Source organism: Varibaculum sp., from assembly GCF_008661855.1.
Lineage (GTDB): Bacteria > Actinomycetota > Actinomycetes > Actinomycetales > Actinomycetaceae > Varibaculum > Varibaculum timonense_A.
The window spans coordinates 1-16,350 of the sequence record NZ_RPZY01000041.1; the positions used below are offsets into that span (position 1 = coordinate 1).

At 51.3% G+C, this 16,350-nt stretch carries 8 protein-coding genes; all 8 read right to left on the bottom strand.

Annotated features, from left to right (window positions below; genetic code table 11):
- Positions 1–305: 305 nt before the first annotated feature.
- The 8 genes from QZT94_RS05015 to rpsL all read right to left on the bottom strand — a co-directional run bounded on the left by QZT94_RS05015 (position 306) and on the right by rpsL (position 15,272).
- Positions 306–1,040, bottom strand: a complete 735-nt coding sequence (locus QZT94_RS05015; protein WP_296761134.1) for a pilin N-terminal domain-containing protein — start codon at positions 1,038–1,040, stop codon at positions 306–308.
- Entirely contained in the window at positions 1,037–2,038 is a 1,002-nt protein-coding gene (locus QZT94_RS05020; protein ID WP_363928435.1) for a class C sortase, read from the bottom strand. Before QZT94_RS05020 ends, QZT94_RS05015 begins: the two co-directional genes overlap by 4 nt.
- 57 nt (positions 2,039–2,095) lie before the next feature.
- Positions 2,096–3,580, bottom strand: coding sequence for a SpaH/EbpB family LPXTG-anchored major pilin (locus QZT94_RS05025; protein ID WP_296761136.1), 1,485 nt, complete (start codon positions 3,578–3,580; stop codon positions 2,096–2,098).
- Positions 3,581–3,780: 200 nt separating this feature from the next.
- Positions 3,781–10,470, bottom strand: a complete 6,690-nt coding sequence (locus QZT94_RS05030) for a DUF5979 domain-containing protein (protein WP_296773241.1) — start codon at positions 10,468–10,470, stop codon at positions 3,781–3,783.
- Positions 10,471–10,933: 463 nt separating this feature from the next.
- Positions 10,934–12,124 (bottom strand): elongation factor Tu, encoded by a 1,191-nt coding sequence (gene tuf, locus QZT94_RS05035; protein WP_072510689.1) that lies wholly within the window; start codon positions 12,122–12,124, stop codon positions 10,934–10,936.
- A gap of 126 nt (positions 12,125–12,250) precedes the next feature.
- A complete protein-coding gene (gene fusA, locus QZT94_RS05040; RefSeq protein ID WP_072510688.1) occupies positions 12,251–14,404 on the bottom strand; it encodes an elongation factor G in 2,154 nt (717 codons plus the stop codon).
- Between the two features lie 21 nt (positions 14,405–14,425).
- Complete coding sequence (rpsG, locus tag QZT94_RS05045) at positions 14,426–14,896, bottom strand: 30S ribosomal protein S7 (protein WP_072510687.1); 471 nt, start codon at positions 14,894–14,896, stop codon at positions 14,426–14,428.
- Position 14,897: 1 nt separating this feature from the next.
- Entirely contained in the window at positions 14,898–15,272 is a 375-nt protein-coding gene (gene rpsL / locus QZT94_RS05050) for a 30S ribosomal protein S12 (RefSeq protein ID WP_072510686.1), read from the bottom strand.
- Positions 15,273–16,350 lie beyond the last annotated feature (1,078 nt).

Below are 16,350 nucleotides of genomic sequence, written 5' to 3' on the forward strand. Positions count from 1 at the left end.
CCCTAGACAAAACCACCCTCCCAATACCACCAAACCGCCCAAAGACCTGCCACAATTACCATCTCGGAAGGGCGAAACTACACCGGGAGGGTAAAACGTCACCATAAAGGGCGAAGATCCTAGGTTTTTCCTCCCGCGCGGACTCAATCGGGATAAGCTCCCGTGCACCTGACTGCGATAGGCATCCGGGCGCACGATTCGCAGTAGGTTCGGCGCATAGTAATCCCCCGCGCGACCTTGGATACCGTGCGGGGGAAAGGAGTATTCAGTTGCGCCGGAATTCCTAAAGTGGCGGCGGAGTTTCTTTAAGCGGCGGCGGGGGTTTCTTCGTCTTGGCGACGCCGCGAAGCAGCAATCAAGAAACCGGTGCTAAATAGCATGGCGGCAAGCAGCAGACTGCCGGTCACCATCGCACCTGTCCTCGGCATACGCGGAGATGGTGGGGTGGTTGGTTTAGGGGTGGGAGCCGGGGTAGCTTCGCTCATTAGTTTAGGAGTTACTTCGACATTAAAAGTCCATACATGCAGGTCAGGATTGCCAGCGGGCATGGTAATTAGGAACGGTTTGATACGACCATATTTATGAGTGGTGTCCGCCGGCTTCTGGTCGCTGACCAGGTATAGCCCTACCGGAACGTCGGTAAAGGTAACCTTGCCACCCTCATCAGTGACTGCGGTCTTGGCAGCTTCTAAACCTTTATCTTTTGCCTGCTTAACCGTCATTTTCTGTAGCTGCGCCCAGTCGGCGCTTACTAAATCTACCCCTTTGACTCGGTTAATTTGAATTACTTGCCCGCCGGCCGGTCCGTTCGGCTTTTGCCCGGGCGTCGGGTCATCATAGGGATTAGCAGCGGTCTTATTAACGGTTAGTTTCCCTAGGCGTGCCGGGTTGATGGTTGCCGGGTCGAGACCGGCGATATCTCCCACTACTACTGGTTGATCGGATTGCGGTGAGGCTATCGCTGATGCTGGTACCAGGGCAAGCATTAGTGCAGCCAGTAGCCCCAAGCTTGCTGTCAGCTTGTGTCGCTTACTGTTCACTGTTTTCTCCTTGCGTTTCGCGGTGGGTAGTGTTTAGTTATTTCTGGCCTCCTGACGGTCGTTCCGTCAGGAGGTGTCGGGGGTGATTCCCCGGATGCTTTCTGGTTATCTTCTTCGTCCTTTTCGCGGCGGCGCTGTTTCCATAGCCACCAGCCGAGCAGCAGGGCGGCTAGGCAGGCCACAAAGATTATGGCTCCCATCCACCATGGCCACTCCAACTTTCCGGCTCCGGCGAAGGGGTCGGTTTTATCCATCGGCACTCGCTCCCCGGTCACCAGCAGTCGGTGGCTGTTGATTCCGTAGGGCGTGCAGGTGAGGACGGTTAGGAGGTCTTTGTCTTCTTGCCGCTGGAGGCTTTTTACCTCGTTGGGACGTACTACTTGAATCCAGCGCACCTGGTATTTGAGCTTTTGCCCCGCTACCTGAATATAGATAGCGTCACCTTTTTTAACCTCTGGGAGGTTGTCTAGCAAAGTGGCTGTGGAAAGTCCGCTATGCCCGGTGAGTACCGCGTGCGTTCCTTTGCCTCCGACTGGGAGGGAGGATCCGTAGAGATGCCCGATTCCGCGTTCGAGGGTGTCTGGCTGGGAACCGTGGTAGATAGGTAAATCTACTTTGATTCCGGGGATTACTAGACGCCCCATTTCCGGGACGGTATTTAGTTGTCTTAAATATACCTGATAGGGGTTGTTGTCTTTGGCTACCCGCGCCAGCCAGGGGTCTAGGATGGGGGCTCCTGGCGTGTGTTGGTTGTATGCCTGTGCTGCCTTGAAGGATTCAGACAGCTGCTGCCTATCAAGATTCTTTTCTGCTTTTGAGTATTCATAGGCGATTTGGAGTTGGCGGGCATTGTTCCATTGGGTTGCTACCACTGGGTAGAGCAACACCGCAATACCCGCCAACGCCAAGATTACGGGAATCAAGGTAGAGCCGCGGCTGCGTTTGCTGTTTTGCTCCCGCTGACCGTTTGCTTTATTAGCTGTCTCTTTTTTCCCCAATTTTCGCCTTGCTATTAAGTGTCGGGGAGCGATTTGCTCCCCGACACTCTATTTTAGTTATGCGCGTACCCGGTTGCGACGAGCATAGTAGTATGCTCCGCCTAGCAATCCGGCTGCCACAATCAGGAAGAGGGCGATGCCCGCTCCACCGGTTAGCGGCAGCTTAGATAGGATATCGGAACTCTTTAGCGTGTTCTGGTACTCTACCTCTACTGCCTTTTTGGCATCAGCAGCATTCTTGACAGTATTGTTGTCAAATTCCACTTTGACAATCTTGTTACCCAATTCGTACCCAGTAGGTGCTTTGGTTTGCTTGATACACAAACCGCCACTACGCGCGCCAAGAGGTTGCGAGCTCGCTTCCCCAGCTTTCAATCCATTCAAGATCGCATCACCAGTAGTGGAAGGATCGCCACTATTTACATCTTTACAAGCGTAGACGCTGAACTCTGCGCCCTTACTGTTAAGATCGGTGACTCCATCCTTGTTGTTGATCTTCAGCTTCGCCATCGGCACATTCGGCTGGTCATCTTCGCCAGTTTCACTGCCGCCGGTTTCACCCTTGTCTGAATCGTAGTTGTAGGCTGCCTTGTTCTTAATCGCCCATTGGCTAGGATCTTTAGTCCAAATATCATCATTTTCAGGAGCTAACTTACCAGTCAGCGTGACGCGCAAAGTCTTGCCTTGATGCATATCAAGCTTTGACAAGCCACTAACGGTTAGCTCGATTCCGTAGGGAGTGCTATCCAATACTTTGTAATCACCAGGTTCTAACGTTGCGCTAACACCAGCACCTTCTAGAATCTCGACCTTTTTAATCTGAGAGTTAGTCTTATCAACCTTCAGCGGTCCCGAAGGAGTATCAGTGACTTTGTAGCTCTTAAACTTGTCATTTTGATCTTTCGCGGTCAGGCTAGGAATCGGGGAGTCAATCTCGAAGGTCATCTCAGAACCGGGTTTAACTACCGTGTCTTTATCGGTGATGTCTTTCTTGGTGATTTTCCCCGCAGAACCGTTCTTGGGGTAGACGTAAACCTCATTCATCCAGCTTCCAGTTGTTGGATCAGTCATCGGAATCAGGATTAGGGATGGGAGCGCCGTTTTATATCCAGCAGGAGCCTTGGTTTGGGTCAAACGATACAAACCAGGTTTTACAGTAAATTCGACTTTACCATCAGCAGCCACTGTACCGTTTTTTGTATCATCTACTCCATTACTAAGCTCGAAGGTGGTGACAGTCGCCTTGGTGGCTTTTTCGTAACCAGTGCTGGTGGTTACATCGTAGTCGCCCTTTTCCAGCTTAAAATCACCCGATTTGATTAGTTTGCTGGTAGTATCTTCCGTGAGTTTTTTACCATCAGGATTTTTGATTTTCTCACCAGAAAGTGGCGTGACAATAATCTTGTAATCGGCGTTTTTATCAATCGCAGGAGCGGCGTTGGCGCCAGGCGCACCAATGGCTACCAATCCCAGGGCGCTCATCCCTAGGGCGGCTGCTAGCGCCATTCCTTTGCGAACCAGTTTATTGTTTGTCGTAAACATGGTTACCTCTTCGTGTTCTGTGGAGTTTACGTTCCAGTTTGGTTATTTCCTTATTTGCTTTTTTCAAGATTTACGTTTTACCCCCTATTACCCAGGGTCGATGCCGGAGCGGAAGAATCTTTGCCGAACTAAAGATCTCCTCCAGGCAGCCAGCATCCACCCAGCGGGTAGGCGCGGCAAGAGCGCGCGGTGTACTTTTTTCATTCGCGCCTCCTATTCCACATTACGGCTGCCGATGCCAATACTAGGGATATGCCGAACGCCCAGAGCCACGGTAAATACCCACCGGTTAAGGGCAGGTTCCCGAAGGTTACATCGGCCAGTTCTATCTGCCAGGCGTTAATCTGGGTAGTCGGCTTATAGACGGCGACCAGTCCGGAACTTTGAGTTTCCCCACTGAGCCCAACTTGGGTGTCTTGGGCATCTGCTTGGGTCACCGGGTCAAGGGTGATGTCAAACTTCCAGTCGAAGGGGAATCGTTCCCCGGCGTTCTTACCGGCATTAAGGTTTGCCACCAGGTAGCTTCCAGGAGCCAGCTCCGTTGCGGATTCATAAACCCCGTTTTGTCCCGCAACTGCTTTCAGGGGTATTTCCTCTCCTGGCTTCCCGTTCTGGTTCGCTTTGACCAGCTTAAAGGAAGCATCGGGGATAACGTTTCCTTTGGGGCTGTCAGCTTTATAGATACGCACTTTGGAGCCGTTGGTATAGACCGAGTACAGCACTACCCCGCGCTGCGTATCCTGATTCAAGGTGACTGTAAAGGGCGAACTGCTAAGGGCGTTCTTTACCAAACCCGGTTGGTTAAAGTTGGTGCTGTCTTCTAGGAAGAACCCTAGTTTATCTGCGTCCCAAGGCACCCAGTTTCCTGCCACTTTCAAATAGGGGGTGGCGGAAGTATCGGGTTTATTACCGGTGACTACGCAGGTGCTTCCGACCGGCACTTTCGGTAGGGAAACGAAATTGCCCCGCTCCGCCTGGTCGGTTGTACCCTCTACTTTGGGATATTTTCCATCTGCATAGGCAGCGGGTACTGGAAGCCCCTCGGGGTAGGTACAGGAGTAGCTGTACTGATATTTGATGTCAGTGGGTAGCACTTCATCGCGGCGCGCGCCCTCTACCGCTGTTCCTACTTCGTATTTGGCGTAGGGGGCAAAGTAGAAATCTTCAAAAGTAATAGTGGTTACTTTCTTACCCTCTTTATCCAGATTTAGGGGGCTGACCTTTAAGGAATCCGGTTTACTTTGGTTAGCGGATTTCTCTTCTTGGTTTGGCGTTCCCTCGGTTGTTACCGTGGCACTGGGGTTTAGGGACAGCTGGGGAGCATAGGTTGCTACCGGGTCTTTGCCGTCTTGGTTTTCATGCCAGAACACGCATTTGGAGGTGGCGGGTACGAAGTTTGCGCCCTCTTGCCCGGACAACAAGCTCACAGTAGAGTCAGCAGCCAAATCTGCCGACCCTTGGTAAACCTTGGGTTCGCCGCCCGTCTCTTTTAGATATTTGTCGGTACACCGATAGTGAACCCGGTATCCTACCTGCCCTTTATCGACCAATACCTGCCCGAACGACATATCCGTGTCGGTACTATCCTTGCGCACCACCTGCGCAACTTTAACGTTCGCTGCCGGGCGATCAAACTTGTTTTCGATAGTGAACAGGGATTGCTTTTGTGATTCTTGAGCATCATTGACCAACTGAGGGTGCACAATAAATCCGAGGATTTGTTGATCACCGCTCTGCAGGTTCAGGTTAGAATCATCTTTCGCCTGCGAGTTTTTCCCTTTATTGTAGGCGAACAGGTCGGTTAATCCGTCTTTATCGGCAGTAACAGTTGGTTGGGTCGCATCTTTTGTAATGGTGGTGGTGACTTTAGCATCTAGTTGCGGGAATTTTGCTTCCGCTAATACGCAGCGATAATTCACCGGAATCAACTGATTAGCGACCGCGTCCTCCCAGGTTCCCGGGTTGGTTTCACTTTCTTTAAAGGTGAGTTCAACATTGATAATCGCGGCAGCACTGCCGGGGAGTTCTGCCCCTTCAGCTCCAATCAGAGGAGGCGGGGCGCAGTACAAACGGGCGCTAAAGGTTTTCCCGTGGGCAAGCGCTGCCCCGTTACCACTATTATTCAAACTAGCTTTCACCTGGGTTTTTTGGAAAGTGTAGTTGTTCCAAGGAACCATAGTTCCCGCAAAGTTCTCGGGCAAAGTTTCGGGAACTACCGGGTTGCGGGGCTTACCTTGCGGATCTTTGGGGTTGTCTTTTTCGTTGTTGAAGTAGGGATTAGCTTTGGCTTCTTTATCCCGCGGTAACAGCACTTGGGCTTTAACCGTAGTCCCTTCATCGGCGGGCCGACATTTATCTGAGGAGGCCTCGCAAGCAGTGGCAGGTTCACGGCTGCGGTAGCCGTCAGTTATCTCCCAGTAGTGATCCCAAACGGTGTTTTCTACCTGTGCATTATCGGAGTTTTCGGTGAGGGTGCAGACCGCTCCCGCCGGCAGGGCATCAACCACGTGCCATTCACCTTGCAAAAAGCGTCCCATAGTGGCTCTGCCACTGGGTTTAAGGTTTTGCAGCCGCGCAGCCAGGTCATTACCAAAGCTTGCCTGGGCATTGGTGTTTACATCAATGGTACGCGGAGCAGGAATGTTAATCGCTTTCCCGTTCAGGGTACAGGTCCAGTCCATTTGGAACTGTTTATCTCCGGAGATAATAGTTACCCCTTCACCGCCGACTTTCTTTTTGAGGTTGAAAGAGGCGAGCTGCATCCGGTAGTCACGTTTTAGGGTAATGCTTTGCCCGTCACCGGAAGTCCAATCGTATTGGTATCCGTTAGTGGCAGCCGTGCCGTTTGCGCCCTCCCATTCCGGTTTCTGTAACGTAGTTCCCGGAATCTTTAACGCGGCTTGGGTAGCACTAACAGAGCAGTTCCAGCCGTTAGGTACGCTCAGGGATTTCGCGCTGCCCCCGTTGGATAGGTGCAACGGATAGGTCACCGTGGATTCGTTGGCTCCGGAACCTAGTTTGCAGGAAACATTTAGGGGAACCATTTTGCTATCAGTATCATTGGCAACTATCCCGAGGGCGGCTTTACGCCACTGATCGGGTACCGGGATTCTGTCTGTAGTTGCGGTCGCGTTCGCTGCTTTAGAGGTCCACATACTAGAGCTAGAAGCCAGGTTTACGCTGGTATTTTTGGTTTTGAACCACAGGTGTAAAGCTTGGGTTCTGCTCTTTCCGCTTTCGGGAGCTACCGCATTCACCGTTAGCTTTGCTCCCTTTTCTGCCTGGTCGTAATCGTCGCCACTAATGTTGTAACGGATCTCAAACTTACTTTCTTCTACTTGCGGGATTAGCTGTCCGCTGAGAGTGCAGTTTGCTTGGGAGGGAATCCCTGCGGTTGCTATCTCGGTGGGGCTACCATTCTTCAAATCGATGGCAACTGTTTGAGTGTCAGCCGCGCCCTCGCATTTAAGGGTAGCGTTTACCTTATCGGGGATTAAGCTGCGTAGCGCCTGATATTCAGGGCGCGAATGAATTACCGGGCGCAGATACCAACTGCCCGCCGCCGGTAAGGAATAGGTGGTAGTTAAATCTACGGTTGCAGTCCCGCTGGCAGGAATGGTGACTTGTTTCGGGGCAGCTTCATAGTTTACGGCAATATCGTTGATGTCTTGCGGCACTGATTGGATATTGCAGATTGAACCAGCCGGTAAATCCGTCAGGGTTTGAGCCCCATTTCCAGTGATGGTAACGGTTTTATCTGGTTGTGCTGCCTCGCCGGGAACCCGGCAGGAGGCAGTAATCAGATTATCTTTAGTCATTAAGACCTGCTGGGTTGCTGCCTCAGGTTCTGGGTTTTTCCAGGTTACAGTGTGATTAATTTTCAGGTTTGCCCGTTTATAGGTCAGGTCATTGGTGACGGTGACATCTTTTATAACGGTGGTGTCAGCAATGGGAGTGATTTTTATCGGTGCTGGTATTGCCACTTCAGCGTTTTGGAGGGCGCTGCCTTGCGCGTCCTCGGTCAGGGTACAGGAGGCTCCGGCAGGAACATTCTCCACTATTTGCGGCTCTGAACGTTTGACACTGAAATTGTAGGTTTCTTTACCGTTTACCGGCAGATTATTTCCTTCGTCTTGACAGGACAAATGCATAGGGAATTCTTTATTTACCCCTTGGCCTGCCGCCTCGCCGGTGAGTTGTTTAGTCACCCGCAGTTTGCCTTTCAGGCGCTGTAAATCCTCGGTGAGGTGGATGACTTGTTCTCCGCCGGAATGAACCCAGAAATAATTGTTTTTACATTTCTTGGCAGCGCTTGGTTTACTGATGGCATCTTCGGCACAAATCGTGGAGCTGTAGCTGTCTTTGGTTACGACTCCCGGAATCTTTACCGGCTGCCCTATTGCCGGATTCGGTCCGTGGATATTAGCATTTGGCGGAGTGGTAGCAAATAAACAGTGAGTCCCAACCGGCCAGACATCATTTCCTTTCTGGTCTTTACCGAGGGTAATACTGGCTGTCCCATCAGTGTTTACTCCTACCCAGTCCACTCCGACGAAACCAGGATAGGAACCCACGTTCGTTTCGGGAAGTTCCGGGGGTTTAGTGGGGTCAGGCATGAAACGGCAGTTGTAGTAAACCGGAATCTTCTTCGGTAACGTACCGTTAGCGATTTTTGCTGCTATCGCCGCATCATTACCAGAGTTAGAGAACTTTACATCAATTTTGATATGCGCTCGCAGCGACGAATAGGTGGTGTTTGAAACTAATTGCGAAATCTCGGTAGTGGTGTTGTCCGGGTTAAATAACTGGACATTACCCACTATCTTGTTGGAAACAGATTGTTCACCGTCTTTAGTTTTCTGGGTTTGGGTTTCGTCTAGCTTGAAGTTGGTTCCTTTGACTTCAGTGTTGGAAGTGAAAAGTGAATTCGCTTTTGCCAGGGTGTACCCTGCCGGTAGGTTCAGGGTTTCATTAATTGTGCATTGTGTGCCGACCGGCATCGCGACATCGGAAATATCTATCGGGTCTAAGGTAACAGCTACGTTTAGCCCTTTTACTTGGCGCTCAGCAGTTCCTTGCGCAACTACCGCCTGGGGGTCTTTTGCCTTGGGGTCGGTGCACTTCCATTGGAAATCATAGCTGACTCCTCCCTGGTAGGCGGTGGGCTGTCCGCCAATCTCGTAACGAATTTGTTCGTTTTCTACTCCAGCTTTCTTGATTAGCTGCATTTTTTGCAGCGGTCGTGAATAGCTAGAACATTTAATGGAGAAGAATTTGTTGTATTGTTCTGCCGTTATTCTAAATCCAGTTCTACCACTAGCATCTTTGTCAAGATTTTCGGGGAAGAAATCTTCGGATTGTCCGTCTGCCCGGTTTAACCCGCGACAGCGGGCATTATGCCCTTGGAATTGGGTAAAGACATACTTGTCGGTTCGTTCCGGTTGGCGAACATCAACTCCCCTGGTCATTTGCGCCTTGGTTAGGTTGATAACTATTCGCCCGTCACTGCCGGTGGTATGGTTCTGGGCAGTAGTTGCGGCATTGAGAGGGCTAAAGTTAATGATTTGCCGCGAATTCGGTTTCACATAGCGGAAATCCCCATCAAGTAGGTCAGAGGTTAATGAAAGGTGGGTATCCTCCCACATCCACCCACGCATAGATTTTTCAAAAGTACCGTTGGCTATACCGTCTTTTGCGGGATTCCGATAATAGTTACCGTTCGGGTAAGCAAAGTGACCGTTCGGAGCCCCAGCACTATCAGAGGGGAAAGGAATGTATTGATAGTTGCTAGTGGGTTGTTTATAGTCTTGCACCCCGGTTAAGGCCCTCAGGAACATATGCCGAGTGGATTCGCCACCACCAGTTGAATTGGGGAATCTATTAACCCAGTCCCCCATACCCATCGTGCGGATATCGGCTCCCATATCACGAATCATGCGGGCGACATCTAGCATCCCTGCCCGCCCCGGATTCCTTTCGAGCGGAAGACCATCCCACAGGCATTGATGTAAAAACTCCGAATCAAGGTTCTCGGGGTCATCTACGAAACGTCCCTCTGCGTCGTGGACGACCGCCCATTCTGTATATTTGGGTTTACAGATATTATCCGTGGTGGTTACCGACTTGCTCAGATGCCAGTGCGGATCTGAAACCGACATGATAATGATTTTAGAATAGAGAGGACGCGGAACGAATCCGGGTTCCCCCCCGTGTTCTTTTAACTGTTCTTGCTTGTACTGGTACATATCCCGGTAGAGCTTACCTAGCCCCCACTCACTGTTTCCGCCGTATCCAGTATCCATGTTTCCGCCCTTGCCATTGGTGGCATCCAATGACCAGACCTTATCCATGACTTTCTGATAACCAGCAGCATCTGCCAGTGACGTGGCTTTCAAGTCGGGGGTGTTATTGCCGTATCTTCCTTGGTCTTGTTTACGGGCATAGTGGTAAATACCGACCGACAGGGGGGAACCTTTGAGACCTTCGATAACCTTGGCTACTGCTTGGTTCTGATCCCAGTTTCGGCAATTAGAGTTCCATTTACCATCATTTAGGCGTTTCCTATAGGCTGGTATTTCGGGATAATCTTTCGGACAGGCTCTATTGGCAGTTCCCGGGATAGCACCGCCCATAGTTTGATAACCGTACCAAGACCCAAACTCAAAGACTAGCGCAACCGAGCCAGCATTTTTAATGTCTTGAGATTCTAGCTCGCGGGGAGAATCTAGCGGCCACGGGTCGTCCGCTCCTCCAATTATCGGGTGACTAGGGTCGGAAGGTTCTGCTTGCGCCTGTGGCAACGCCAACACTGCCACCGGAATTAACGCAATAACCAGCCCTAACAGGGTTAGCACCGCTACCAATTTCTGAGATTTGTTATGTCCTGCCACGTTACACCTAACAATCTTCATACTTTGCATATGAGTAATCCCCCCCCCAACAAAGTGAGAGAGGGAACTACCGTCAATTAAGTATTATTATAGCTTTACCACAATCTAGATAACAAGTTTTTAACGACGAAACATCGTCTAGTTTTATAAAACTCAGATTCCGCCGTCTCCCCTAGGACTTTGCGCCCATCGAAAAGTTCTCACGGTTTGCCCGGCAGTATTCTCCGTCTCCAGTGAGCGATACCAAGGGGGCTGTAATCCTGCCTATCTATCTTTAGCTATCTCCTCTAATACTCCCGCTCAACCCGGTCTTATGTAGGAATAATCCCAAAAAGAGTCCACATAACTTCGAGGAAAGCCTTAACCGGCATTATCTCAATTAAAGGCGCACATAAAAAAGTTGTGCCTGGGAGCTAACCTCCCAGGCACAACTAAAAGATAAGAAACTAATCGTCAGATTAGTTTACAGATCAATCTTGGTTACCCGACCGGAACCAACGGTACGGCCACCTTCACGAATAGCGAAGCCCAGACCAACCTCCATAGCGATAGGCTGAATCAGCTCTACCGAGATTTCAGTGGTGTCACCAGGCATAACCATTTCCTTGCCCTCGGGCAGGGTGATAACGCCAGTCACGTCAGTGGTACGGAAGTAGAACTGAGGACGGTAGCCAGAGTAGAAGCTCTTGTGACGGCCACCCTCGTCCTTCTTCAAGATGTAGACCTGACCCTCGAACTGGGTGTGAGTGGTGATAGAACCAGGAGCAACCACAACCTGACCGCGTTCAACGTCTTCACGCTTGATACCACGCAGCAACAGACCGGTGTTGTCACCAGCTTCAGCCTGATCCATGGACTTGTGGAAAGTCTCGATACCGGTAACAGTGGTCTTCTGCGGATCACGGATACCCAGAATCTCAACCTCGGAGTTCAAAGGCAGCTTACCGCGCTCAACACGACCGGTAACTACGGTGCCACGACCAGTAATGGTGAACACGTCCTCGATCGGCATCAAGAAAGGCTTATCCAAATCGCGGGTGGGTTCAGGAATGAACTCATCAACCGCATCCATAAGCGCCTTAACCTGACCAACCCACTGTTCGTCGCCCTCAAGCGCCTTCAAAGCGGAAACACGAACGATAGGAGCGTTATCTCCATCGAAGTCCTGGCTGGAGAGCAGGTCGCGGCATTCTTCCTCAACCAGTTCCAGCATCTCGTCGTCATCAACCATGTCGCACTTGTTCAGAGCAACCAGGATTGCCGGAACACCCACCTGACGAGCAAGCAGTACGTGCTCACGAGTCTGAGCCATCGGGCCGTCAGTAGCAGCAACCACCAGGATTGCGCCGTCCATCTGAGCAGCACCAGTAATCATGTTCTTGATGTAGTCAGCGTGACCAGGAGCGTCTACGTGTGCGTAGTGACGCTTTTCGGTCTGGTATTCAACGTGGGAAACGTTAATAGTAATCCCGCGTTCACGCTCTTCCGGAGCGTTGTCTACGTCCTCGAAAGGAGTAAACGCATTCAGTTCCGGATAGGTGTCGTGCAGCACTTTGGTGATAGCCGCGGTCAAGGTGGTCTTGCCGTGGTCTACGTGTCCAATAGTACCGATATTAACGTGCGGTTTAGTCCGCTCGTACTTAGCCTTAGCCAATTAATGTCCTCCTGGACTCGGGTAGTTATCTATCGCTTGGTTGTCACTGTTAAGGCTAACACCCAACGCGAATGATCTCCTACGGGTTATTTGTGATATTTAATAAAATAAAGGCACCCGCGAGGGCTATTCGCCTCGGGTCTTAGCGATGACTTCCTCAGCAACCGACTTCGGAACCTCATCGTAGCTGTCGAACTGCATGGTATATACCGCACGCCCCTGGGTCTTAGACCGCAGGTCACCCACGTAACCAAACATTTCCGACAACGGAACCTTTGCCCGGACTTCTTTCACTCCGTTCACGTCATCCATGGACTGAATGAATCCGCGGCGAGAAGAAAGGTCACCCATCACGTCACCCATATACTCTTCCGGAGTTCTGACCTCAACGGCCATAATCGGTTCGAGCAATACGGGCTTGGCGCGACGTGCACCCTCCCTCAAAACCATGTTACCAGCAATCTTGAAAGCCATTTCCGAAGAGTCTACGTCATGGTAAGCACCATCCGTCAGAGTCGCTTTGATACCGGTCAAAGGATAACCAGCCAAAACGCCTCCCTCCATGGCTTCACGAATGCCGTGATCGACCGACGGAATATATTCACGCGGAATACGTCCACCAGTAATCTTATTAACAAACTCGTACGGTTCTTCCGCATCCAAAGGAAGCGGTTCGAAAGTAACCAGTACTTTAGCGAACTGACCAGAACCACCAGTCTGCTTCTTGTGAGTGTACTCTACATCCTCTACCGTCTTGCGGATAGTTTCGCGATAAGCAACCATCGGTGCGCCCACGTTTGCTTCCACGTGGAACTCGCGTTTCATCCTATCTACCAGCACGTCCAAGTGTAGCTCACCCATACCACCGATAACGGTCTGACCAGTTTCGTCATCGAGACGAACCGTGAAAGTCGGGTCTTCTTCAGCCAGACGCTGAATAGCAATGCCTAGCTTCTCCTGGTCAGCCTTAGTCTTAGGCTCAATCGCGACGTGGATAACCGGATCAGGGAAGTTCATAGACTCTAGCACTACCGGATGAGAACTCTCGCAAAGGGTATCACCAGTAGTAACATCTTTAAGCCCCACGAACGCATAGATATTACCTGCGTGCGCTACCTCAATCGGGTTTTCCTTGTTAGAGTGCATCTGGAAAATCTTGCCAACGCGTTCTTTCTTGTCCTTGGTGGCGTTAGTCAGGTTAGACCCAGCCTTAATCTGCCCGGAATAAATCCGGACATAAGTTAGCTTGCCATAGAAAGGATGAGCTGCAATCTTGAACGCCAAGGCAGCGAAAGGCGCATCGTTTTTCGGAGGACAAAGAACCGTCTTTTCTTCGTCACCGGGCAGATGCCCCTCAAGAGCGGGAACATCTAACGGCGAAGGCAAATAACGCAAAACAGCATCTAGAACCGGCTGTACGCCCTTATTCTTGAAAGCACTGCCCGCAAATACCGGGTAGATTTCGCTCTTCAAAGTGAGTTCACGGATACCGGCAATAATCTGCTCATTGCTTAGCTCACCGTTTTCTAGGTAAGCCTCCATCAATTCGTCATTAGCTTCCGCGGCGGTGTCAATCAACTTTTCACGGTATTCAACGGCGCGATCTTTCAAATCGTCCGGAATCTCGGCGTATTCAAGCACCGCACCTAGAGTAGCGTCGCCCTCTTTAACCTTGCCGCCAGCCTTTTGAGCCTGCTCGGCACTGAAAGTCTCGGGGAAATAGACTGCTTTCATTTCCAGCAAATCTACAATCCCTTTGAAATCAGCTTCCGCTCCAATCGGCAGCACCATAACTACCGGGCGGGCGTGCAAACGATCCTCAATGGTCTTTACCGAGTAGTAGAAGTCCGCGCCGAGCTTGTCCATCTTGTTGATGAAGCAGATACGGGGAACGTCATACTTGTCAGCTTGACGCCAAACGGTTTCCGACTGGGGCTCCACGCCCTCTTTGCCATCGAAAACAGCAACTGCACCGTCGAGGACGCGCAGAGAGCGCTCTACCTCTACGGTAAAATCAACGTGACCAGGGGTGTCAATAATGTTAATCTGCTGACCGTTCCAAAAACAGGTAGTAGCCGCGGAAGTAATGGTGATACCGCGTTCTTTTTCCTGCTCCATCCAGTCCATAGTTCCGGCACCATCATGGGTTTCCCCAATCTTGTAGTTGATGCCCGTGTAGTACAGGATGCGTTCGGTTACAGTGGTTTTACCAGCATCAATGTGAGCCATGATGCCAATGTTGCGAACCTGAGAGAGGTCAGCAAGCACTTCTAATGCCACAATCGTTCCTTCCGGTTAGGTTTACCAGCGGTAATGAGCGAAAGCCTTGTTGGACTCCGCCATCTTGTGCATATCTTCACGACGCTTCACCGCAGCACCGAGGCCGTTGGAAGCATCCAAAATCTCGTTCATGAGGCGTTCGGTCATAGTCTTTTCGCGACGTTGGCGTGAATAATCAACTAACCAGCGCAAAGCCAAAGTGGTTGCCCGAGCAGGGCGAACCTCTACCGGTACCTGATAGGTGGCGCCACCAACGCGGCGAGAACGTACCTCAAGAGCGGGGCGAACATTCTCCATGGCCCGCTTGAGGACGCTGACCGGTTCTTGCTCGGTACGTTCACGTACACCCTCGAGTGCGCCGTAAACAATACGTTCCGCCAATGATTTCTTGCCATCTAGCAGCACCCGATTGACCAATTGGGTAACAATGGTCGAGTTGTAAACCGGATCAACTGCCAAAGGGCGCTTAGGAGCTGGACCTTTACGAGGCATACTACTTCTTCTCCTTCTTTGCGCCGTACTTGGATCGACCCTGGCTGCGGTCACGAACACCCTGGGTGTCCAGCGCACCGCGCACAATGTGGAAACGCACACCGGGCAGATCCTTTACACGTCCACCGCGCACCAGCACGATGGAGTGTTCTTGCAGATTATGTCCCTCGCCGGGAATGTAAGCGGTTACTTCAATACCGCTGGATAGGCGCACACGCGCCACTTTCCGCAATGCCGAGTTCGGCTTCTTCGGGGTGGTGGTGTAAACACGAGTGCAAACGCCACGACGCTGAGGGGAACCCTTTAGCGCGCGAGTTTTACTCTTCGCCTTCTTAGTTGAGCGTCCTTTGCGGACCAACTGTTGGATGGTAGGCACTACTTCTCCTGTTACTGAATGTCTAAACTATTGCCACGCGGTACCGAAATATCTGACCCCAGAATCGGGCATAATCCACCGCTGGGGCCGGTCCGCAAGGTCAAGGCTGCAGGATGCTTGCCTAGGTGGTCAGCGGATTACGCCTGACTGACTTACCCTTTACGTCCGGAGCTCAAAGCAGAAGAGCCCGCGCCAGAAAATCTGGCTAGTTTGCGCCGTAACTGAGCGAACTGGACTTTTACAGTTTAAGCCGGCGGCTGCAACTGGTTGCCCAGGAGCTTACGTAACGAACGCATCTCTGGAGCCCGGTATCGCGGGCACCGTTATTAAAATTAGCTACGGAGCGGTGAAGGGTCAAACCTGACTACGAATTATTTGCAGTTTTGTGACTGATTCCATGGGTTTGTTCAAGCTGCGCTCTCTCATGCTTTGTCGATGGCGACGGATTACTGTCCTTTCCGCCCTCCACAGACATAATCACCCTCCCAGTTCTGGGTCTACGCGACTTTTCCGCCCTCCACAGACATAATCACCCTCCCAGTTCACGCACAAACCCTCTTTTTTAAGTCTTAACTACAAATCGGGAGGGCGATTCTGCACAAGGAGGGCGGTTTTGTGGCGTTAGTGGCGGAATTATCGCCCTCCCGTGACGTTTCCACCCTCCACAGACAAAAGCACCCTCCCAGTTCACGCACAAACCCCCTTATTTAGGTCTTAACAGCAAATCGGGAGGGCGGTTCTACACAGGGAGGATGGTTTTACATCGGGAGGGTGGTTTTATGGCATTAGCAGTGACATTTCCGCCCTCCCGTGACATTTTCACCCTCCGTAGACATAGTCACCCTCCCGGTTTCAGGTCGGCATAACATTTTCACCCTCCCAGTTCCAGGTCTAGGAGACACTTCCACCCTCCCAGTTAGAGCACAAACCCTCTTATTTAGGTCTTAGCAGCAAATCGGGAGGGCGATTCTGCACAGGGAGGGTGATTTTGTGGCGTTAGTGGTGGAATTTTCATCCTCCACAGACATAATTACCCTCCCACTTCCAGGTCGGCGCAACATTTTCACCCTCCACAGAC

Excerpts from the sequence above, each read along its gene's own strand:
- QZT94_RS05025 (WP_296761136.1), bottom strand. The coding sequence starts at position 3,580 with ATGTTTACGACAAACAATAAACTGGTTCGCAAAGGAATGGCGCTAGCA.
- rpsG (WP_072510687.1), bottom strand. The coding sequence starts at position 14,896 with ATGCCTCGTAAAGGTCCAGCTCCTAAGCGCCCTTTGGCAGTTGATCCG.